Here is an 18,800-nt window from a genome sequence, read left to right as displayed (position 1 = left end):
CGGCCCGCGAGGGCCCCAGGAGGATTCGCCTAGTGGCCTATGGCGCACGCTTGGAAAGCGTGTTGAGTGAAAGCTCTCAGGGGTTCGAATCCCCTATCCTCCGCCGATTATCAGCGAAACACCCCTCGTCCGTCGAAACACCCCGTGACAATGGGGGTTTCGCTGCACGAGGGGTGTTTCGGTCTGCGTGGGGGCGGGGCGGGCGAGGCTTATCGCGCAGCCGTCAGGTCCGCCGCGAGCTCGCGGACCTGGGCAGCGACTGCGTCGCGCATTCCGCGCACGCCGTCGAGGTCCCACTCTTCGGGGTTCGGGAACTCCCACTCGACGAGCTGCCCGGCGACCGGTCCGGGCAGTGCAAGCCCCGGCTTCATCACCACGACGACATCGGCGTCCGCAAGGTCATCCTCGGTGACGAGACGCGGACGAGCAGCGGATGTATCGGCACCCAGCTCGTGCAGCGACTCCGCGACGACGGGGTTGATCTCGGCCGCGGGCTTCAGTCCCGCGCTCGTCGAGACGAACTCGCCGGGCGCGACGACATCGAGCAGGTGAGCGCCGAGCTGCGAGCGGCCCGCGTTGTGCTGGCAGATGAAGAGGACAGTGGGCTTCGTGATTGCGGCTGCCGTGGTCATGCGTTTACTCCGATGGTGTTGTGAACTCGAGACCAGGCCTGCGTTGCGACCTGAACCGCATCCCAGGGCGAGCCGAGCGGGGGTGTGTACGAGAGGTCGAGGTCGCTGATCTGTTCGACCGAGAGTCCGGCGAACAGGGCGGTCGCGTAGGTGTCGACGCGCTTGGCGGTTTCGGTGCCGAGGCGGCCCACCAGCTGGGCGCCGAGGAGGCGGCCGGACTCGGTGTCGCCCGTGATGCGGATGTCGATCGGCTGGGCGCCCGGGTAGTAGCGCTTGTGGTCATCGGCCGCGGTCTGCGTCGTCGCGGGCGCGAAGCCGGCCACGACGGCCTCGTGTTCGCGGAGCCCGGTGCGCGCCGCGACGACGCCGAACACCTTCACGACCTGTGTTCCGACCGATCCGGCGAAACGTGCCTGCCCGCCGAGGGCGTTCTCGCCCGCGATGCGACCCTGCTTGTGGGCTGTGGTTCCGAGCGGGAGGTACGTCACGCCCAGCAGTCGGTGGTGCGTGACGATGCCGTCGCCCGCGGCGAAGACGTGCGGCAGACCGGTACGCATCTGCTCGTCCACGACAACTGCGCGCCCGGCGCCGACGGTTGCTCCCGCGTCTTCCAGGAGCGACGTGTTGGGGCGGACCCCGACGACGGCGAGCACGAGGTCGGCCGTGTGCGCGACCCGCTGCCCGAGGTGCTCGGCGTGCACGACGAGTCCCGCATCCGTCTTCTCGACGGCCTGCACCAGCGTGTCCGTGTGCACCTCGACGCCGTGTTCGAGCAACTCGGCGTGGACCGTGGCCGCGAGTTCCGGATCGAGCGTTGAGAGCACCTCCGGACCGCGCTGCAGCTGGATCACGCGCATGCCCCGAGCGCGAAACCCCTCGGCCATCTCGAGGCCGACGTATCCGGCGCCGATGATGATTGCGGTCTGCGGCTCGCGCTCGGCGAGATGAGCATCGAGCGCGAACGTGTCGCCCATCGAGTGAATGACGTGAACGCCGTCCTCGGGACCGAGCGTCCCGAGTCCCGCGATGCCGGCGTAGGTCGGGAGCGCGCCCGCTCCGACGATGAGCTCGTCGTAGGCGATCTCGGATTCTCCACCCTGATCGCGGACGGTCAACCGCTGCGCCCCCGCATCGATCCGGGTCGCGAGCGTGTTCAGCCGCAGGCGCATGCCGGTCGCCTCGAGGTCGGCGTGCGTCCGGTGGGCGAGGGACTGCCACGGCTGCACGTCACCCGAGAAGTAGTACGGGATACCGCAGATCGAGTAGTTCGGATACTCGTCGGCGACGACGACGGTCACGTCGACCGAGGGGTCCAACTCGCGGGCGCGGAGCGCGGCGGAGATTCCCGCGTCGCTTCCGCCGATGGCGACGATGTGCATCATGTGTTCCTTATCAGCGGGGTGAGGCGTTTCAGCGGAGTGAGGCGAGTTCGTCCTGAGCGAGGGTGATCTGCTCGTCTGTGAGCGGCACGACAAGCGCCCGATCCGCTATGTCCACCGCGTTCTCGACGGAGAAGTCGACGAATGCCCGCACCTCGGGCTTGTCCGCGTAGGAAGCATTGTTGACGTAGATGAACAGGGGGCGACTGAGCGGCGTGTAGCTGCCGTCCTGCACGGTCTCGGTGTCGGGCGAGACGCCGTCGACGGATGCGGCGACGATGGCTCCCTCGTTCGCTTCGACGTAGCTCAGACCGAGGAAGCCGATGCCGCCGAGCTCTCGCCCCACGCCCTCGACCGTCGCGTTGTCGTCTTCGGAGGCGCTGTAGTCCATTCGGAGCGCGCCTTCCTCACCGTTGACGGCCTCGCTGAAGTAGTCGAATGTGCCCGAGTCGCCGCCAGCGCCGAAGAGAACCAGCGGCTCATCCGGAAAATCGGGATCGACCTGGTTCCAGTTCGTGATCTCGCCGTCTGAGTCGGGCGCCCAAATGGTGGCGATTTGCTCGAGGGTGAGATCCGTGGCCCAGTCGTTCTCGGGATTGATGACGACCGACAGGCCATCGTTGGCGACGATGATCTCGGTGAACTCGACGCCGGCCTCCTCGCACGTCGCTATCTCGTCGTCCGAGATCGCACGAGACGCGTTCGAGATGTCGGTCTCGCCATCGCAGAACGCCCGGAACCCGGCCGACGTGCCCGAAATCGTCTCGACCACATCGACGTCTGGCTCCACGGCCTCGAACAGGTACGAGGCGGCGTTGATGAATGGCGCTACGGTCGATGACCCATCGGTGACGACAGCGCCTTCGAGGCTGCCCGTCGACTCGGCGTCCCCCGGCTCGCCTGCGCACGCGCTCAGCGCGAGCGCGCTCGCAACGACCGCGGCGGCAACGACGGTCCGAAGGCGTCGGGTCGGGAACAGGTGCTGGGGTGATACGCCGTTCATGGTGGCTCGCTTTCCTCACTCGAAAGCATAGACCCACATCTATCAATTAGATAGAACGCGAAACCAACGATCAGGACGGAGCGAGCTCGACCAGGAGTTCTCGCACGCGCGACTCGATGTCGTCACGGATGCCCCGCACCGTCTCCAGGGACTTGCCGACCGGATCCTCGAGATCCCAGTCGAGGTATCGGCGACCGGGGTAGACCGGGCACGCGTCCCCGCACCCCATGGTCACGACGACGTCGGCGGCACGGACGGCCTCGTCGGTGAGCGGCTTGGGAAACTCTCCGCCGAGCGAGACGCCGATCTCATCGAGCGCGGCGACGACGGTCGTGCGAACGGCACCGGCGGGCGCGGACCCCGCGGTCCGGACCATCACACGGTCGCCGGCGAGTTGTCGCAGGATCCCCGCGGCGAGCTGCGACCGCCCCGCGTTCTCGACGCAGACGAAGAGGACCTCCGGCACGGCTCCACGGGGCGCGTTCGAACGAGCCAGGGCATCGAGACGACCGGTCGCGAACGCCGCGGTGCGGGACCCGATCAGCGTCGTCGGATTGTTCGCCGACATCAGGTCGTGACTCTCGGTCACATATCGCTCGATCGTCTCTCGGCTGAAGGTTCCGCGGTACCGCTCGGTGAGGCGGTCGATGATGCGGGGCAGATCGAGCTCGACGCGTGGACCCGGAGAATCGGCACCGAGGAGAGCGTCGACACGTTCGGCATTGCGCGGGTCGAGCGAATACCAGACCCGTCGGCCCTCCGGCTGGCGCGCGACGATGCCGCAGGCCGTCAGCTCCTTCATGTGATGACTGACGGTCGGCTGACGGAGTCCGAGCGCTTCCGCAAGACGCCCCACGAGCGCTCGCCCATCCGGCGAATCGCGGATCAGCCTCACGATCCGGGCGCGGGTGGGGTCGCCGAGAATCGTCCACTCCTCAGATCCATCCGCCATACTCATAGATCGAAGTCTATGCGCCGATCTCAGGCACTCGACGGTCGGCGGTCACCGGGAGCCTCGACCGACGCCAACTGGTCCAGGAACTCCTCGGCCATCGCGACCTGCTCGACGAGCTTCCGCCGCCGATCCTCCGCCGCATCGCGGATCTCTCGGATCGCGGCGAGATGCTCGACGGATGCGGGGTCCCGAGCGAGTTCGCCGAACGCGTCGAGCACGGTCCGCATCTCGTCGAGCGAGTAACCGAGCGGCTTCATCCGCCGAACGAGCATGATGCGCGCGACATCCTCTTCGGTGTACAGACGAAAGCCACCCTCGGTGCGGCCGGATGGCACGATCAGACCGATCTCGTCGTAGTGACGAAGCGTCCGCAGCGACAACGATGTGCGCTCGGCCACCTCGCCGATATGCATGGGCGCTGGGCTGGTACTCACGTCACTCCCGAGGACTCGTTCGCGGACAAACCTTACGTTACGGTAGGGTTGGGAATCGGCGCCTCGTCCGCGCCTCCCCCATCTTCTCAGGTCGACATCCTCGACCCCGCGTGCCGTCGCGCACTTCCACCCCTCCCCCGTCAGGAGCGCCATGACCGACGTCATTCCCGTGCACGATCCGAAGTCCCGTTATCGCATCGAGCCGACCGTGATGCAGGCGCTGCGGAGTCCCAGACTGCTGACCCGCGAAGTTCTCGCCGGCCTCGTCGTGGCCATCGCGCTGATCCCCGAGGCGATCGCGTTCTCGCTCATCGCGGGCGTCGATCCGCGCGTCGGCCTGTTCTCGTCGTTCGTGATGGCCGTCGCCATCGCGTTCCTCGGCGGCCGTCCGGCCATGATCACGGCCGCTACCGGTGCCATCGCGCTCGTCGTAGCCCCCGTGGCCCGCGAGTACGGCATGGACTACCTGATCGCCACCGTGCTGCTCGGTGGCGCGATCCAGATCGTGCTGGCCGCGCTCGGCGTGGCAAAGCTCATGCGCTTCATTCCGCGCTCGGTGATGGTCGGGTTCGTCAACGCCCTCGCGATCCTCATCTTCACGTCGCAGTTCCCGCAACTGATCGACGTGCCCTGGCTTGTGTACCCGCTCGTCGTCATCGGGCTGTTGATCATGTACCTGATGCCGATGATCACGAAGGCGATCCCGGCTCCCCTCATCGCGATCGTCCTGCTCACCGCTGCCGCCGTCGTTTTCGGGCTGAACGTGCCGAATGTGGGCGGCGAGGGCGACCTTCCCGAAAGCCTTCCGGAACTCTTCTTCCCCAACGTGCCGCTGACGATGGAGACGCTCGCGATCATCGCGCCCTACGCCGCCGCGGTCGCGATCGTCGGCTTGCTCGAGTCGCTCATGACGGCGAAGCTCGTCGATGAGATCACCGACACCCACTCGCGCAAGACCCGTGAGGCCTTCGGCCAGGGCGCGGCGAACATCCTCTCGGGCGCGTTCGGCGGCATGGGCGGTTGCGCGATGATCGGCCAGACGATGATCAACGTCAAGGCATCCGGCGCTCGCACGCGCATCTCGACCTTTCTCGCCGGCGTCTTCCTGCTCGTGCTCGTACTGGCGCTCGGCGACGTCGTCGCTGTCATCCCGATGGCGGCCCTGGTCGCCGTGATGATCGTCGTCTCGGTCGCGACCTTCGACTGGCACAGTGTGCGCCTGTCGACCCTCAAGCGGATGCCGAAGAGCGAGACCGCGGTCATGCTCATCACCGTCGCAATCACGGTCTGGACCCACAATCTCGCAATTGGCGTGGGAGCGGGTGTGCTGACGGCGATGGTGCTGTTCGCACGTCGCGTCGCGCACTTCGTCTCCGTGACGCGCAAGACCGACCGGGAGGCATCCGTTCCGACCGTTCGCTATACCGTCAACGGCGAACTGTTCTTCGCGTCGAGCAACGATCTGACGACGCAGTTCGAGTACACGCACGACCCCGAGCGCGTGATCATCGACATGACGAACTCGCACATCTGGGATGCCTCGACGGTAGCTGCGCTCGATGCGATCCAGACCAAGTACGAGCATCTCGGCAAGCGCGTGATCATCGAGGGCATGAACGAGGCCACGTCGAAGATGCACGGACGCCTGAGCGGCGGCCTCGGCGCGGGGCACTAGCAAGGAGCGCCCCGGGGCCTTCAGACCTGAGGCAACTCGGCTGCAGCCACCTCAGCACCGTCCGAGTCACGGATCTCGAGCCGGACGACGCTTTCGCGCAGCACCGCGGCGTTGACGCGGCAGTGAATCGCGATCTCCGAGCCGAGCATCGCTCCGGCCGAGAACTCCGCGCCGTCCTCCGCGAGCATCACGATCGAGTAGACCTCGCCGACGTCCAATCCCGACGCATCCACGACGGCCTCGGTGCCCCAGGTGTGCGCGACGAGCTCGGCGTCGATCAGCATGCCCTCGGGTTCGCCGGTGACATCGATGCTCTCGATCGCGCCGAGCGTGCCGGGAGGACCGGATTGCGGCGCCGAGATCACACCCGGAATCCCGATGCCGAGGGCCAAGCCGACCGCAAGGCTCGCCGCGCCCACCGCGACGAGAGCGCCGACGGAGCGGGAACCCGAACGTCGACGACCAGTGCGGTGCCGCCCACCCCGGGCGATCCGATCGGAGGGACCAGCGCCCGCCTCGACCGAGGGAGACCCAGCGCCGATCCCCTCGATGCGAGCGCGAAGATCGGCGCTCGGCTCGGTCTTCAGCCAGGGTGTCAGAGCAGGTGCGCCGAGGCTCAACGTCCCCGCGATGTCACGCAGCTCGGCGAGCTCGCTGTCGATCGTGGGGTCCTCGGCGCGAAGCGCATCGAACTCGGCGCGCTCCGGGGCACTGAGCTCATCGGCGAGCGCTGCCGCAATCAGCTCCGCGCGTCGATCGTCATCGTTGTGCGACATCAGAATCCTCCGGTCCATCGAGGTGGGCTCTCAGCGCTCTGAGCCCGTAGAAGGCGCGCGTACGCAAGGTCGGCACGGGAATGCCGGTTCGTTTCGACAACTCTGCATAGCTCAGGCCGTCGACGTGCACGGCCAGAACGACCTCGCGATGCTCGTCCGAGATCTTCGAGAGTCCCTCGATCAAGCGGAGTCGTTCGAGGGGATCATCATCAACCGCGGGGAGATCGTCGAGGGGGTCCGCGCCGCCGCCGAGCGTCGCCCGCGGGCCGCCAGAGCATCGGCGATCACGTTTCGTGCGATCGCGAACAGCCATGTTCGCTCACTGGCTCGCGCGGGATCGAAGCGAGCGCGCGCCTTCCACGCGCGCAGGAAGACCTCTTGCACACAGTCCTCGCCCAACCCCCGGTCTCGGACCGCGTTGATGGCGAATCCCAGCAGGACACGACCTTGGGCGTCGTAGGCGGCGGCCACGTCGAACTCGGGACGATCGAAGCGGGCGCGCTCTCCGTCGGCACCGGGCATCGGGTCGGGACCGGGCATCACGTCGGGACCGCTCATCACACTCCCGCTCCGCACCGCCGGACTCGTCACCGTCACGGCGACCATTCCCTTCACTGTAAGCGCACGCGCAGGTCTGATCCGGTCGGATCGGCGGGCGTGCACCAGGGTGTACGTCACCGTGCTGTGCTCCGTTCATCCGATTCGAAAGAAATGCGAAACCCGATGAACGCATATCCCGCTCGCGCCGTATGCCCTCCCGACGGACGCACTCCGCCTCCGTCTTCGGACAGGGAGATATACGACGATGAAGACCTCCACCCGCACGTTCACCATCGGTACGATCGCGGGCGCCGCCCTCGCTCTGACAGCCGTCGCGGCACCCGCCTCGGCCGAGACCGAAGTGCCCGAACCGGATTCGTTCACGAGCGCGTTCACGGTCATGGCGACGCCCGACCAGGTGATCAACAACGACGGCGTGGCGACGCCGGGTCAGCCGGGAGCGGCGGGCGAGTTCACCTTCCGCATCAATTCCGAGCTTGAGATCATCTGCTACGACATCACCCTCACGGGTGTCTCGGGCGACTACCAGAGCCCGGCCAAGACAGCCACACACATCCACGAGGCGGCTGCCGGGCAGGCCGGGCCGCCGCGCATCTCGTTCCCGAACCCGGCACCCGTCGGTGACGGCCCGCGAACGAGCTCCGGATGCTTGCAGGGGCCCTTCACCACGGGCGTGATGGCGAACGGTGCGGACACCGGCACGGGCTTCACGCTCGCCCAGATCGAGGCGAACCCCGCCGGCTTCACGGGCGATTCGCACACGGTCGACTTCGCCGCGGGTGTCGTCCGCGGCCAGCTCACCCAGGTCCCGGTCGGCGGCCTCGAGACGGGTGCGGGCACCGCGCAGAGCAACGACATGCTCGGCTTCGGACTCGCGACAGCGGGCGTCCTCGCCGCCGCGGGCGGAGCCGCGTTCGTGCTGCGCCGCCGTGCGCGTACCGAGTGAGCGGATACCGGTGGGCGGCGATCGGTGCAGTTGCGCTGGTCGTCGCCCTCACCGTGACGTCGTGCGCGTCCGCCCCGGCCGCACAGCCGGCGCCGACCGTCTCGCCGAGACCCGCGGCATCCGAATCCCCGACGCCGACACCCGTGGCGGAGCCGCTGCCGGCACCACCGGTCGGGCTCGCTCCGGCGGGCGTCGTGATCCCCTCGATCGGCATCGATGAATCGCTGATCGATCTCGGGATCCAGGCCTCCGGCGAGATGGAGGTGCCCGAGGACTACAACGCGCTGGGATGGTTCACCGGCGGCGGACGCCCGGGCGGAACCGGACCGACCGTCATCGCGGGTCACGTGGACGACGGGTACGGACCGGCGGTGTTCCATCGGCTCGACGAGCTCGCCCCCGGCGACGAGGTGAGTGTGACGGATGTCGCGGGCACGAGGTTCCGATATGTCGTGACCGAGGTCGCCGATTACGCGAAGGCGCAGTTTCCGACGGCAAGGGTTTTCGGGGCGTCACTGCGGGACGAGCTGCGTCTGATCACCTGCATCGACTGGGACCGTGGCGCGCGGACATATGTCCAGAACCGGGTCGTCTTCGCGGAGCGGGTCGACTGACAGACTGGGCGGATGTCGCGGGTCATCGAATGGGGAGAGCGGCACCAGGTCGTTCTCTACCTCGCCGCGATCGCGATCGGTGTGGCCGTCGGGCTGGGACTCCCGGCTGCGGCGCCCGCGCTCGAGGTCGCGATCACGCCCGTGCTCGGGCTTCTCCTCTACGCGACCTTCCTGGGCGTACCGTTCGCGCGGCTCGCCGGCGCCTTCCGCGACGGGCGGTTCGTCGCCACCGTACTGATCCTCAACTTCGTGATCGTGCCCCCGATCGCATTCGGGCTGTCGCGTTTCGTCGCGTTCGATCAGTCCCTGGTGGTCGGTGTGCTGCTCGTGCTGCTCACCCCGTGCGTCGACTACGTCATCGTCTTCACGGGACTCGCGGGCGGGTCGAGGGAGCGGCTGCTCGCGGCGACGCCCCTGTTGATGCTCGCGCAGATGGCGCTGCTGCCCCTCTACCTGTGGGTGATGGTCGGGCCCGAGTTTGCGGCATCCGTCGATTTGCGGCCGTTCGTCGAGGCTTTCGTGTTGCTGATCGTGTTGCCCCTCACTCTCGCGGCGATCACGCAGGCGCTCGCGGTTCGGACGCGATTCGGGCGCGCGCTGACCACGGTCGGTCTCGCAGCGATGGTGCCGTTGATGATGCTGACGCTCACGGTGGTCGTCGGTTCGCAGGTCGCGGCGGTGACCGGATCGCTCGGCCCGCTGCTCGCCGTCGTGCCCCTCTTCGTCGCTTTCGCCGTGATCATGCTGGTGCTGGGGGGCATGGCCGGGCGGGTCGCGCGTTTCGACAGGCCGGCGCAGCGAGCGGTGGTGTTCAGCGGCGTCACGCGCAACTCGCTCGTCGTACTTCCGCTCGCGCTCGCCCTGCCACCGGCCTTCGCGCTGACCCCGCTCGTCGTGGTCACTCAGACCCTCGTCGAACTGGTCGTGATGGTGGTGCTCGTCGCGGCGTTCTCTCGTCGCCGATAGGTTCTCGCGTCGCCGTTAGGAGCGCGGGCCCGCTTCCGCGACGACACCGACGACATCCACGCCGTCGGGGGCACGTTTCGCCAGCGGAAACAGCACGAGAGCGAGGGCAACACCGACGGCCGCCCCGACGATCTGAGCGCCGATGAAGGGCAGCACGGATGTCGGGGCGATTCCGGCGAAGGTGTCGCTGAATGCTCGACCGATCGTGATGGCGGGGTTGGCGAAGCTGGTCGACGAGGTGAAGAAGTAGGCGGCGCCGATATAGGCGCCGACGGCGGGCGCCGCGAGGCTGCCGCGCCCCGTGCGGACCAGCGCGAAGATCAGGAACACCAGCCCCGCGGTCGCGACGACCTCGGACAGCAGGCGGGGGCCGTCGGCGCGATCGGTCGTGCTCCACGACACCGCAGCGCGCCCGAACATCAGGTTGGCGAGCATGGCCCCCGCGATGCATCCGGCGATCTGTGCGGGGAGGTAGACACCCGCAACCGACCAGGGACGACGGTGCAGCACGATGTCGGCGAGGGTCACGACGGGGTTGAAGTGGGCGCCCGACACCGGTTGCAGGATCAGGATCAGCACGCCCAGGCCGAGGGCTGTGGCGAAGGCGTTCTCGAAGAGCTGCAGTCCCACATCGCTGGGTGAGAGTTGGGCAGCCATGATGCCGGATCCGATGACGATGGCCGCGAGCAGGGCGCTGCCGAGGAATTCCGCGCCGACGGCGCGGACGGTCGCCCTCACGAGCTCGCTCCGCCCGACCCGATCAGCAGACGCGAGACGCGGTCCAGGGCACCCGGGACCAGACCGTAGTACGCCCACGTGCCACGCTTGCTGCGGGTCAGGAACCCCGCCTCGGTAAGAACCTTCAGGTGATGCGACACGGTTGGCTGGCTCAGCCCGACCGGTTCGGTCAGGTCGCAAACGCAGGCCTCCGCACCCTCCGACGCCGCAACGATCGACAGCAACCGAAGGCGGGCCGGATCGGCGAGGGCCTTCATGGTGTGCGCGAGCGCAATGGCCTGGTCGGCATCAAGAGGCTCGCGAACGAGCGCCGTGCCGCACGCGGGTGCCGACACATCCGTCACGGATACATCGGTGAGGGGAAGAAGAGTCACGCATCGATGCTAATCGATATTGACACCCATCGATAGACGGCGGATACTCGGACATCGAACACCATCGATATTCAAGGGGAATCATGACCCTGCTCGACCTCACGCCGCGAACCTCGCGCGCCAGCCGTCTCGATACTCTGCCCGTCGCGATCATCGGCGCGGGACCGATCGGGCTTGCGGCCGCCGCGCATCTGACCGAGCGGGGCATCGACTTCACGATCTTCGAGGCGGGCGACGAGGTCGGAGCAAGCGTCCGAGCCTGGGGACACACCCGCCTCTTCTCGCCGTGGGAGCACCTCATCGACCCCGCCTCGGGGCGGCTTCTCGAGGCATCCGGATGGCAGGCGCCAGCGGCATCCCGCATCCCCACCGGCGCCGAGCTTGTCTCGCGGTACCTGATGCCGTTGGCCCAGCTCGGCGCGATCGCGTCCCGCACCCAGACAGGAACCGAGGTCCTGGCCGTAACGCGCGAGGGCATGGACCGCACGCGCACGCGGGCACGCGCCGTCACCCCGTTCGCCCTGCGCATTCGGCACACCGACGGTTCGATCGAGGATGTCCCGGCCCGCGCGGTGATCGATGCCTCGGGCACGTACCGCACACCCAACAGCCTCGGCTCGAGCGGGCTGGATCCCCTGGGCCTCGGCGACGTCGCCGATCGCGTCTCGCCCGCGCTGCCCGATGTACTGGGCCGGGATCGTGCGCGATTCGCGGGCAGGCACACGACCGTCGTCGGCGCCGGACACTCCGCCGCGAACACGCTGCTCGCGCTGGTGAAGCTCGCGGCCGAGGCGCCCGGCACACGCGTCACGTGGCTGATCCGCAACGCGCGAGCCGCACGGGTCACGACGGCGCCCGACGACGAGCTCGCGGGTCGCGCCGAGCTCGGCGGACGGGTCGAGGAGCTGGTTCGCTCGGGCGCCATCGACCTCGTCGACGGGTTCGAGATCGTCGGGGCTCGTCGCGCTGCGGCCGAGAGCCATGGCGAGGCTGAGAACGGGGTCGAGCTCGTCGGGCTGCGACGCGGCGAGAGCGTGACCCACCGCACCGACGAGGTCGTGAACGCGACAGGCTTCCGCCCCGACCTCGGCATGCTGCGCGAACTCCGCCTCGAACTCGACGACATCGTCGAGGCGCCGCGACGGCTCGCGCCCCTGATCGACCCGAACGTACACTCCTGCGGAACCGTCGAGCCCCACGGGTTCCGTGAGCTCACTCATCCCGAGCAGAACTTCTTCATCGTCGGCATGAAGTCCTACGGACGCGCTCCCACGTTCTTGCTCGCGACCGGGTACGAGCAGGTCCGTTCGGTCGCGGCGCACCTCGCGGGCGATACCGAGAGCGCGCTGCAGGTCGCGCTCACCCTGCCGACCACGGGGGTGTGCTCGACCGACATCGGAGGAGGAGCCTGCTGCACATGACGACCGTTCGCCCGATGCACGCCTCGGACTGGGATGCGGTCGCCCGGATCTACGGCGAAGGCATCGAAGACGGTGAGGCGACTTTCGAGGTCGAAGTGCCGACCTGGGCTTCTTTCGATGGGTCCCGCCTGCCGGACCTTCGTCTCGTCGCGGACGACAGCGGAACGATCCTGGGCTGGGCCGCGGCAAGCCCCGTCTCGACCCGCGCCGCCTACCGTGGCGTGATCGAGCATTCCGTCTATGTTTCGCGAGAGGCGCGCGGACGCGGCGTCGGACGGATGCTGCTCTCGGCGCTCATCGACGCCGCCGAGGACGCTGGGGTCTGGTGCATCCAGTCCAGCATCTTCCCCGAGAACACGGCAAGCCTCGCGCTGCACGAGCGCGCGGGGTTCCGCACGGTCGGCCGCCGCGAACGTATCGCGCGCTCGGGACGGGGGCCACACACGGGTCACTGGCGCGACACGGTGCTGATCGAGCGCCGCAGCCAGATCAACGGCCGGGACTGACACCGGTTCGCAATCCATAGATATTCGCCTATGCTTCTACTGACGAGAGAAAGCGAGTCCCGATGACCGACAAGCCCACTGTCCTGTTCGTCTGCGTCCACAACGCGGGCCGCTCACAGATGGCCGCCGGGTACCTGCGCGCACTCGCGGGCGACTCGATCGAGGTCCTCTCTGCCGGGTCCGCTCCGAAAGACAGCATCAACCCGGTCGCCGTCGACGCCATGGCCGAAGAGGGCATCGATATCGCGAACAACACCCCGAAGGTGCTGACGGTCGAGGCCGTGCGCGAATCGGATGTCGTCATCACGATGGGCTGCGGCGACGCCTGCCCGATCTTCCCCGGCAAGCGCTACGAGGACTGGGAGCTCGACGATCCGGCCGGCCAGGGGATCGAATCCGTGCGACCGATCCGCGATGACATCCGCGCGCGCGTCGAAGCCCTGATCGCGGAGTTGCTGCCGACGGGCACGTCTGCCTGACCCACAGCTCGTAGGACTTTAGTCACAGAACCCCCCGAGCGGGGCCGTGGATAATAGGGCCATGGGCACCCCGAGCGTCGGATATAGCGCGATCTCCAGCTACAGTCGGGTCGAGATCCTGCACCTCATTCAGGTGGAAGCACGGCAGACCGTCGCGGGCCTCGCGGCCGCGACGGCGCTACATCCCAACACCGTCCGTGAGCACCTCGAGCGTCTGCTCGAGGCCGGACACATCGTGCGCGAGACCGAGCACCGCACGACGCGCGGTCGGCCGCGGGTGCTCTACAGCGCGGCGACCGGCGAGGCCGAGGCATCCAGCCCCATTGCCCGACGCAAGGCGCGCGCGGCCGCCGAGCGCGGCGACATCATGCGGCGCGTCATGCCGTGGACCGGGACATCCGTTCGCGAACTCGGCACCGAGAGCACGCACCAGCTCGACGCCATCGCCGATCACCTCAGCGAGTCCGGCTTCGACCCGCTGATCAACGAACGTGACCTCACGATCGATCTCACTCCGTGCCCCCACGCAACCGCCCAATCCGCCCACCGCGAGACGCTCTGCTCGGTGCACCTCGGCATCATGCGGGGCGTGCTCGCCGAGGCGCGCGGTCCGCTCGTGGTCGAAGGCATGCGGCCGTCGTGCGACCCGACGCACTGCGTCGTTCAACTCGCGACGGCGTAGGCCCACACCCACGGGATCAGGCGGTGGTGAGTTCCTGCATCGCCGGGACCCGGATGCGGTCCGCTCGTGCGTAGACGTTCATCGACGACCCGCGGAGGAAGCCGACGAGGGTCAGACCGGATGCGTCGGCGAGCTCGACCGCCAGCGATGAGGGAGCGGACACGGCCGACAGGATCGGAAGCCCCGCCATGATCGCCTTCTGCACGAGCTCGAAGCTGGCGCGTCCGGACACCATGAGCACGTGACCCGACAGCGGCAACCTGTCGTTCAGGATCGCCCAGCCGACGACCTTATCGACGGCGTTGTGGCGTCCGACATCCTCGCGCAGCACGACCAGCTCGCCCGTCTTCGCGTCGAACAGCGCCGCAGCGTGCAGCCCGCCGGTCTTGTCGAAGACCGCCTGCTGTTCCCGCAGCTTGTCGGGGAAGGTCGCCAGCATCTCGGCCGAAAGAACCGCAGCGTCCGCAGCGACGTCGTAGACCGAGACGGTCTCGACGGCCTCGATCGAGGCTTTGCCGCAGAGCCCGCACGAGCTCGTCGTGTAGAAGTTGCGGGCCAGGTCGGGGTCGGGCGGCGCGACGCCCGGGGCGAGGGTGACGTCGAGAACGTTGTAGGTGTTCTCGGTGTTGCCCGCCAGGGGTCCGCCCGTACCGGGACCTCCGCAGTGGATCGCCCCGCGGAAGTGCTCCCCCGCCGAGATCACGCCCTCCGAGACGAGAAAGCCTGCCGCGAGCTCGACATCGTGGCCGGGCGTACGCATCGTGATGGCGAGGGACGTGCCGCCGACGCGGATCTCGAGCGGCTCTTCGACCGCGAGGGTGTCGGAGCGGCGCACCGGCTCACCCCCGAGGGTGATCTTCGTCACCGGACGACGGGTCGTGATGCGTCCCATGCTGTCAACCGCCGATCGCGTTCATGCCGCGCAGCGGCTGGAGGAAAGAAGGGTCATTGATCGCGTGCCCCGGCAGCTTGCCGCGCACGCTTGATCGCAGCATCTCGTCGAGGGCGGCATCACTCGATCCCTCGGCGCGCAGGATGGGCAGCAGGTCGTACTCGGTGGTCGAGAAGAGGCAGTTGCGGATCTGCCCGTCCGCCGTCAGCCGCAGTCGGTCGCAGTCACCGCAGAACGGCGCGGTCACCGAGGCGATGACCCCGACCGTGTGCGGGCCGCCGTCCAGCGCCCAGCGCTCCGCCGGCGCGCCACCTCGGCCCGGGATCGGCACGAGCGTCCAGCGGGTCGCGAGCGCGTCGAGGATCTCTTCCCGCGTCACCATGGATGTGCGATCCCACGTGTGCCCGGCGTCGAGAGGCATCTGCTCGATGAAACGCAACTGCGCATCGTGCGCGATCGCGAACTCGGTCAGCTCGACGATCTCATCGTCGTTCACGCCGCGCATGGCGACGGCGTTGAGCTTGAGGGGACGGAGGCCGGATGCCTGGGCCGCGGCGATGCCCTCGAGCACGTCGTCGAGGCGATCGCGGCGGGTCAGCTCGTGGAAACGATCGCGCCGGATGGTGTCGATGCTGATGTTCAGCCGCTGCAGCCCCGCGTCGATGAGGTCAGGGAGGAACTCGGGCAAGCGGATACCGTTGGTCGTCATCGCGATCTGCACGGGTCCGTCCGGGCTGTCAATCGCGGCGAGGCGCCGCACGACATCGACGATGTCGGCACGAAGAAGGGGTTCGCCCCCGGTCAGGCGGAAGGTCGTGATGCCCGCCGCGGCGCCGACCCGCGCGATCCGTTCGATCTCGTCCAGGGTCAAGATGCTCGTGCGCGCCAGCCACTCATTGCCCTGCTCGGGCATGCAGTACGTGCAGCGCAGGGAACAGCGGTCGGTCAGCGAGATACGCATGTCGCGGTGCACCCGACCGTGGGTGTCGACCAGCGGACCGGATGCGCCGGCCACCGACACCGGATCACCGGCGGCCCCAGCCGGGCGCTCGACGCGGCGGGCGATCGTGACGGGCACGGCGGTCATCGGCCGCCGCCCCCTCGTCTTCCGCACACACGCATGGGTCGAGCCTATCCGCGGGTCCCCGGAAGAGGGCCGGGAAAGATGCCGGAGCCACGTTCTTTTTACACGGCCCGCGAAGCACCCCCGGCATCCCTCCGTCTGAGATCCTTGAACTACCGCGTCGGACGGAGCCCGAGCTCGTGTGACCGGTGCAACGTGGCCCGACGCGCACCGAAGGAGCGTCGCCCATGGATTTTCTCGACCCGCTGCTGCTCGCCCGTTGGCAGTTCGGCCTGACGACTCTCTATCACTACCTATTCGTCCCCCTCACTCTGGGACTGGCGCTCGTCGTGGCGATCTTCCAGACGGCCTGGCACCGGAACGGCGACGTGAAGTGGCTGCACCTCACGCGACTGTTCGGCAAGATCTTCCTGATCAACTTCGCGATGGGCGTCGTCACGGGCATCGTGCAGGAGTTCCAGTTCGGCATGAACTGGTCGGCGTATTCACGCTTCGTCGGTGATGTCTTCGGCGCGCCCCTCGCCTTCGAGGGTCTCATGGCGTTCTTCTTCGAGGCGACATTCATCGGGTTGTGGATCTTCGGATGGGACCGACTCCCCCGCGCCCTGCATCTCGCGTCCATCTGGATGGTCGTGCTCGGGTCGACCCTCTCGGCGTACTTCATCCTCGCCGCGAACGCCTTCATGCAGAACCCCGTCGGGTACCAGATGGCGGCGGATGGCGGACGCGCCGAGCTGATCGACTTCGGTGCCGTCCTGACCAACCCCGTCGTGCTCGCGGCCTTCCCCCATACGATCTTCGCCGCATGGATGTTCGCGGCAGCCGTTGTGATCGCGGTCTCTGCCTGGCACCTCTCGCGCGGTCAGCACCTCGTCACGATGCGCTCGTCGCTCCGGTTCGGCCTCTGGTTCATGATCATCTCGTTCGCGGGCACGGCTTTGTCGGGCGACCAGCTGGGCCTCGTGATGGTCTCGACGCAGCCGATGAAGATGGCGGCGGCCGAGGCGCTGTGGAATAGCGCGTGCGGCGCGGATGCATCGTTCTCGATCTTCTCGCTCGGCACACCGGACGGCTCGGAAGAGATCTGGTCGCTTCGAGTGCCATACCTGCTGTCATTCCTGTCGACACACACGCTCGACGGATGCGTCGAGGGCCTCAACGACCTGCAGGCCCAGTACGAGACGCAATTCGGCGAGGGCGTCAGCTACATGCCGATCATCTGGGTGACCTACTGGTCGTTCCGCTGGATGATCGGTCTGGGCGGTGCGGCCACCCTGATCGCCGTCGCGGGCCTCTGGGTGACACGAAAGAACGCCAAGCGCCCCGTCGCGAAGTGGATGTGGAAGGTCGCGATCTGGGCCGCCCCCCTGCCGCTGCTCGGCAGCCTGGTCGGCTGGGTCTTCACTGAGATGGGACGTCAACCCTGGATCGTCTTCAGCCTGATGCTCACCGAGGACGGAGTCTCGCCGAACGTTCCGGGCTGGACGGTCCTCATATCGCTCATCGCCTTCACCGCGATATACGCCTCTCTCGCTGTCGTCGAGTTCGGGCTGATCCTCAAGGCGGCGCAGAAGGGTCCGGATCCGCTGCCCGACCCGAATGATCCGGACGCCGACGGCGACCGATCCCCCCAACTCACGACGACGGTCTACTAGGAGCATCGACATGGACCTCGCCTACCTCTGGTTCTGGATCATCGGATTCTTCTTCATCGGGTACTTCCTGCTCGACGGATTCGACTTCGGTGTCGGGATGTCCCTTCCCTTCCTCGGCAAGGACGACATCGGACGCCGCCAGATCATCAACACGATCGGGCCTGTCTGGGACCTCAACGAGACATGGCTGATCGTCGCGGGCGCGGCTCTGTTCGCCGCGTTCCCCGAGTGGTACGCCACGCTCTTCAGCGGGTTTTATCTCGCGCTGCTGCTGATCCTGCTGGCGCTGATCCTGCGCGGCGTCTCGTTCGAGTACCGCCACCAGCGCGACAGCCTGCGCTGGAAGAAGGGATTCGACACGATGATCGTCGTCGGATCCGCCGTGCCCGCCCTGCTCTGGGGCGTCGCGTTCGCGAACATCGTGCAGGGTGTGCCCATCGATCAGGACTTCGAGTTCACCGGCACGCTGCTGACGCTGCTCAACCCGTACGCGCTTCTCGGTGGCGTGACGACCCTGCTGCTGTTCTTCACATACGGCGTGAGCTTCGTGGCGCTGAAGACCGACGGCCAGGTACACGACGATGCTCGCAAGCTCGCCGCCCGCTCGGGATTCCTCACCATCATCGTCGCGGCCGCGTTCCTGCTCTGGACGGTCATCGCGCACCCCGAGGTTCCGGTCATGGTGTTGGCGATCGCCGCGGCCGTGTTCCTCATCCTCTCGGTCGGCGCGAATCTGCGTGATCGCGAGGGGTGGGCCTTTGGCTTCGCCGCCGCGACAGTCGTTTCGGCCGTCGGCACGCTGTGGTTCGCCCTCTATCCCTACGTCATGCCCTCGACGACGGATCCCGCGTTCAGCCTGACGATCGAGAACGCCTCGAGCACGGACTACACCCTGACGATCATGTCGTGGGCCGCGCTGGTCTTCCTCCCCCTGGTGCTGGCGTACCAGGGCTGGACGTACTGGGTGTTCCGCCGCCGTGTTTCGCGCTCACACATCGAGAGCGCCGCGGAGGCAGCAGCGCACTGAC

22 protein-coding genes and 1 tRNA gene are annotated in these 18,800 nt (G+C 67.6%); 11 read left to right on the top strand and 12 right to left on the bottom strand.

What is annotated here, in order from left to right:
* The first annotated feature begins 18 nt into the window (after positions 1 to 18).
* A tRNA-Ser gene (locus ACIQ0W_RS06805) sits at positions 19 to 103 on the top strand.
* A gap of 106 nt (positions 104 to 209) precedes the next feature.
* On the opposite strand, the gene ACIQ0W_RS06800 is transcribed toward ACIQ0W_RS06805, so the two are convergent.
* The 5 genes from ACIQ0W_RS06800 to ACIQ0W_RS06780 form a co-directional block, all read right to left on the bottom strand.
* Positions 210 to 632: a low molecular weight phosphatase family protein gene (locus tag ACIQ0W_RS06800; RefSeq protein WP_396642009.1), complete on the bottom strand. Its 423-nt coding sequence runs from the start codon at positions 630 to 632 to the stop codon at positions 210 to 212.
* On the bottom strand, positions 629 to 2,011 hold the full coding sequence (locus ACIQ0W_RS06795; protein WP_396642042.1) for an FAD-dependent oxidoreductase: 1,383 nt from the start codon (positions 2,009 to 2,011) through the stop codon (positions 629 to 631). Before ACIQ0W_RS06795 ends, ACIQ0W_RS06800 begins: the two co-directional genes overlap by 4 nt.
* A gap of 31 nt (positions 2,012 to 2,042) precedes the next feature.
* Positions 2,043 to 3,014 (bottom strand): PstS family phosphate ABC transporter substrate-binding protein, encoded by a 972-nt coding sequence (locus ACIQ0W_RS06790; RefSeq protein WP_100813366.1) that lies wholly within the window; start codon positions 3,012 to 3,014, stop codon positions 2,043 to 2,045.
* A 70-nt stretch (positions 3,015 to 3,084) separates the two neighbouring features.
* Positions 3,085 to 3,972, bottom strand: a complete 888-nt coding sequence (locus ACIQ0W_RS06785) for a metalloregulator ArsR/SmtB family transcription factor (protein ID WP_157811221.1) — start codon at positions 3,970 to 3,972, stop codon at positions 3,085 to 3,087.
* A 23-nt stretch (positions 3,973 to 3,995) separates the two neighbouring features.
* Positions 3,996 to 4,382 (bottom strand): MerR family transcriptional regulator, encoded by a 387-nt coding sequence (locus tag ACIQ0W_RS06780; RefSeq protein ID WP_100813364.1) that lies wholly within the window; start codon positions 4,380 to 4,382, stop codon positions 3,996 to 3,998.
* 172 nt (positions 4,383 to 4,554) lie between these two features.
* On the opposite strand from ACIQ0W_RS06780, the gene ACIQ0W_RS06775 reads away from it, so the two are divergent.
* Positions 4,555 to 6,078: a SulP family inorganic anion transporter gene (locus ACIQ0W_RS06775; RefSeq protein ID WP_036298285.1), complete on the top strand. Its 1,524-nt coding sequence runs from the start codon at positions 4,555 to 4,557 to the stop codon at positions 6,076 to 6,078.
* Between the two features lie 20 nt (positions 6,079 to 6,098).
* On the opposite strand, the gene ACIQ0W_RS06770 is transcribed toward ACIQ0W_RS06775, so the two are convergent.
* The 3 genes from ACIQ0W_RS06770 to ACIQ0W_RS06760 are packed head-to-tail and all read right to left on the bottom strand — an operon-like array spanning position 6,099 to position 7,460.
* Positions 6,099 to 6,854, bottom strand: a complete 756-nt coding sequence (locus ACIQ0W_RS06770) for a hypothetical protein (protein ID WP_396642008.1) — start codon at positions 6,852 to 6,854, stop codon at positions 6,099 to 6,101.
* Positions 6,838 to 6,984 carry a hypothetical protein gene (locus tag ACIQ0W_RS06765; RefSeq protein ID WP_369122047.1) on the bottom strand — a complete coding sequence of 49 codons (147 nt, stop codon included), beginning with the start codon at positions 6,982 to 6,984 and terminating at the stop codon, positions 6,838 to 6,840. Before ACIQ0W_RS06765 ends, ACIQ0W_RS06770 begins: the two co-directional genes overlap by 17 nt.
* Before the next feature lie 50 nt (positions 6,985 to 7,034).
* On the bottom strand, positions 7,035 to 7,460 hold the full coding sequence (locus tag ACIQ0W_RS06760) for an RNA polymerase sigma factor (RefSeq protein ID WP_396642007.1): 426 nt from the start codon (positions 7,458 to 7,460) through the stop codon (positions 7,035 to 7,037).
* Between the two features lie 199 nt (positions 7,461 to 7,659).
* Here ACIQ0W_RS06760 and ACIQ0W_RS06755 point away from each other — a divergent pair, with 199 nt between their 5' ends.
* Genes ACIQ0W_RS06755 through ACIQ0W_RS06745 form a run of 3 tightly spaced genes read left to right on the top strand, consistent with a single transcriptional unit; the run spans position 7,660 to position 9,941 of the window.
* Positions 7,660 to 8,361: a CHRD domain-containing protein gene (locus tag ACIQ0W_RS06755; RefSeq protein ID WP_100813363.1), complete on the top strand. Its 702-nt coding sequence runs from the start codon at positions 7,660 to 7,662 to the stop codon at positions 8,359 to 8,361.
* Positions 8,358 to 8,975: a class F sortase gene (locus ACIQ0W_RS06750; protein ID WP_036298279.1), complete on the top strand. Its 618-nt coding sequence runs from the start codon at positions 8,358 to 8,360 to the stop codon at positions 8,973 to 8,975. The genes ACIQ0W_RS06755 and ACIQ0W_RS06750 overlap by 4 nt, the downstream gene beginning before the upstream one ends.
* Before the next feature lie 12 nt (positions 8,976 to 8,987).
* Positions 8,988 to 9,941: an arsenic resistance protein gene (locus ACIQ0W_RS06745; RefSeq protein ID WP_396642006.1), complete on the top strand. Its 954-nt coding sequence runs from the start codon at positions 8,988 to 8,990 to the stop codon at positions 9,939 to 9,941.
* A gap of 15 nt (positions 9,942 to 9,956) precedes the next feature.
* Here the strand turns inward: ACIQ0W_RS06745 and ACIQ0W_RS06740 are convergent, their stop codons facing one another.
* The gene (locus ACIQ0W_RS06740; protein WP_100813361.1) at positions 9,957 to 10,679 is read right to left on the bottom strand and encodes an aquaporin; all 723 of its coding nucleotides are present in this window, start codon (positions 10,677 to 10,679) and stop codon (positions 9,957 to 9,959) included.
* Complete coding sequence (locus ACIQ0W_RS06735) at positions 10,676 to 11,053, bottom strand: metalloregulator ArsR/SmtB family transcription factor (protein WP_036298277.1); 378 nt, start codon at positions 11,051 to 11,053, stop codon at positions 10,676 to 10,678. The genes ACIQ0W_RS06740 and ACIQ0W_RS06735 overlap by 4 nt, the downstream gene beginning before the upstream one ends.
* Positions 11,054 to 11,136: 83 nt before the next feature.
* Between ACIQ0W_RS06735 and ACIQ0W_RS06730 the strand changes: the two genes are divergently transcribed.
* The 4 genes from ACIQ0W_RS06730 to ACIQ0W_RS06715 all read left to right on the top strand — a co-directional run bounded on the left by ACIQ0W_RS06730 (position 11,137) and on the right by ACIQ0W_RS06715 (position 14,141).
* A complete protein-coding gene (locus ACIQ0W_RS06730; RefSeq protein ID WP_100813360.1) occupies positions 11,137 to 12,474 on the top strand; it encodes an FAD-dependent oxidoreductase in 1,338 nt (445 codons plus the stop codon).
* Positions 12,471 to 12,980, top strand: coding sequence for a GNAT family N-acetyltransferase (locus ACIQ0W_RS06725; protein WP_100813359.1), 510 nt, complete (start codon positions 12,471 to 12,473; stop codon positions 12,978 to 12,980). The genes ACIQ0W_RS06730 and ACIQ0W_RS06725 overlap by 4 nt, the downstream gene beginning before the upstream one ends.
* A 62-nt stretch (positions 12,981 to 13,042) precedes the next feature.
* Positions 13,043 to 13,459 carry an arsenate reductase ArsC gene (locus ACIQ0W_RS06720; RefSeq protein ID WP_304689894.1) on the top strand — a complete coding sequence of 139 codons (417 nt, stop codon included), beginning with the start codon at positions 13,043 to 13,045 and terminating at the stop codon, positions 13,457 to 13,459.
* 61 nt (positions 13,460 to 13,520) lie between these two features.
* A complete protein-coding gene (locus ACIQ0W_RS06715; RefSeq protein WP_396642005.1) occupies positions 13,521 to 14,141 on the top strand; it encodes a winged helix-turn-helix transcriptional regulator in 621 nt (206 codons plus the stop codon).
* A 16-nt stretch (positions 14,142 to 14,157) separates the two neighbouring features.
* Here ACIQ0W_RS06715 and fdhD read toward each other — a convergent pair whose 3' ends face one another.
* Positions 14,158 to 15,033 (bottom strand): formate dehydrogenase accessory sulfurtransferase FdhD, encoded by an 876-nt coding sequence (gene fdhD, locus ACIQ0W_RS06710; protein WP_100813357.1) that lies wholly within the window; start codon positions 15,031 to 15,033, stop codon positions 14,158 to 14,160.
* Between the two features lie 4 nt (positions 15,034 to 15,037).
* Positions 15,038 to 16,120: a GTP 3',8-cyclase MoaA gene (gene moaA, locus ACIQ0W_RS06705; protein ID WP_036298267.1), complete on the bottom strand. Its 1,083-nt coding sequence runs from the start codon at positions 16,118 to 16,120 to the stop codon at positions 15,038 to 15,040.
* A 224-nt stretch (positions 16,121 to 16,344) separates the two neighbouring features.
* Between moaA and ACIQ0W_RS06700 the strand changes: the two genes are divergently transcribed.
* Together ACIQ0W_RS06700 and cydB are read left to right on the top strand one after the other, a co-directional pair.
* Entirely contained in the window at positions 16,345 to 17,772 is a 1,428-nt protein-coding gene (locus ACIQ0W_RS06700) for a cytochrome ubiquinol oxidase subunit I (RefSeq protein WP_396642004.1), read from the top strand.
* 10 nt (positions 17,773 to 17,782) lie between these two features.
* Entirely contained in the window at positions 17,783 to 18,799 is a 1,017-nt protein-coding gene (gene cydB, locus ACIQ0W_RS06695; protein WP_036298263.1) for a cytochrome d ubiquinol oxidase subunit II, read from the top strand.
* Position 18,800: the final 1 nt, after the last annotated feature.

The organism is Microbacterium sp. (genome assembly GCF_044340635.1).
Lineage (GTDB): Bacteria > Actinomycetota > Actinomycetes > Actinomycetales > Microbacteriaceae > Microbacterium.
This window is presented reverse-complemented; position numbering and strand designations above follow the sequence as displayed.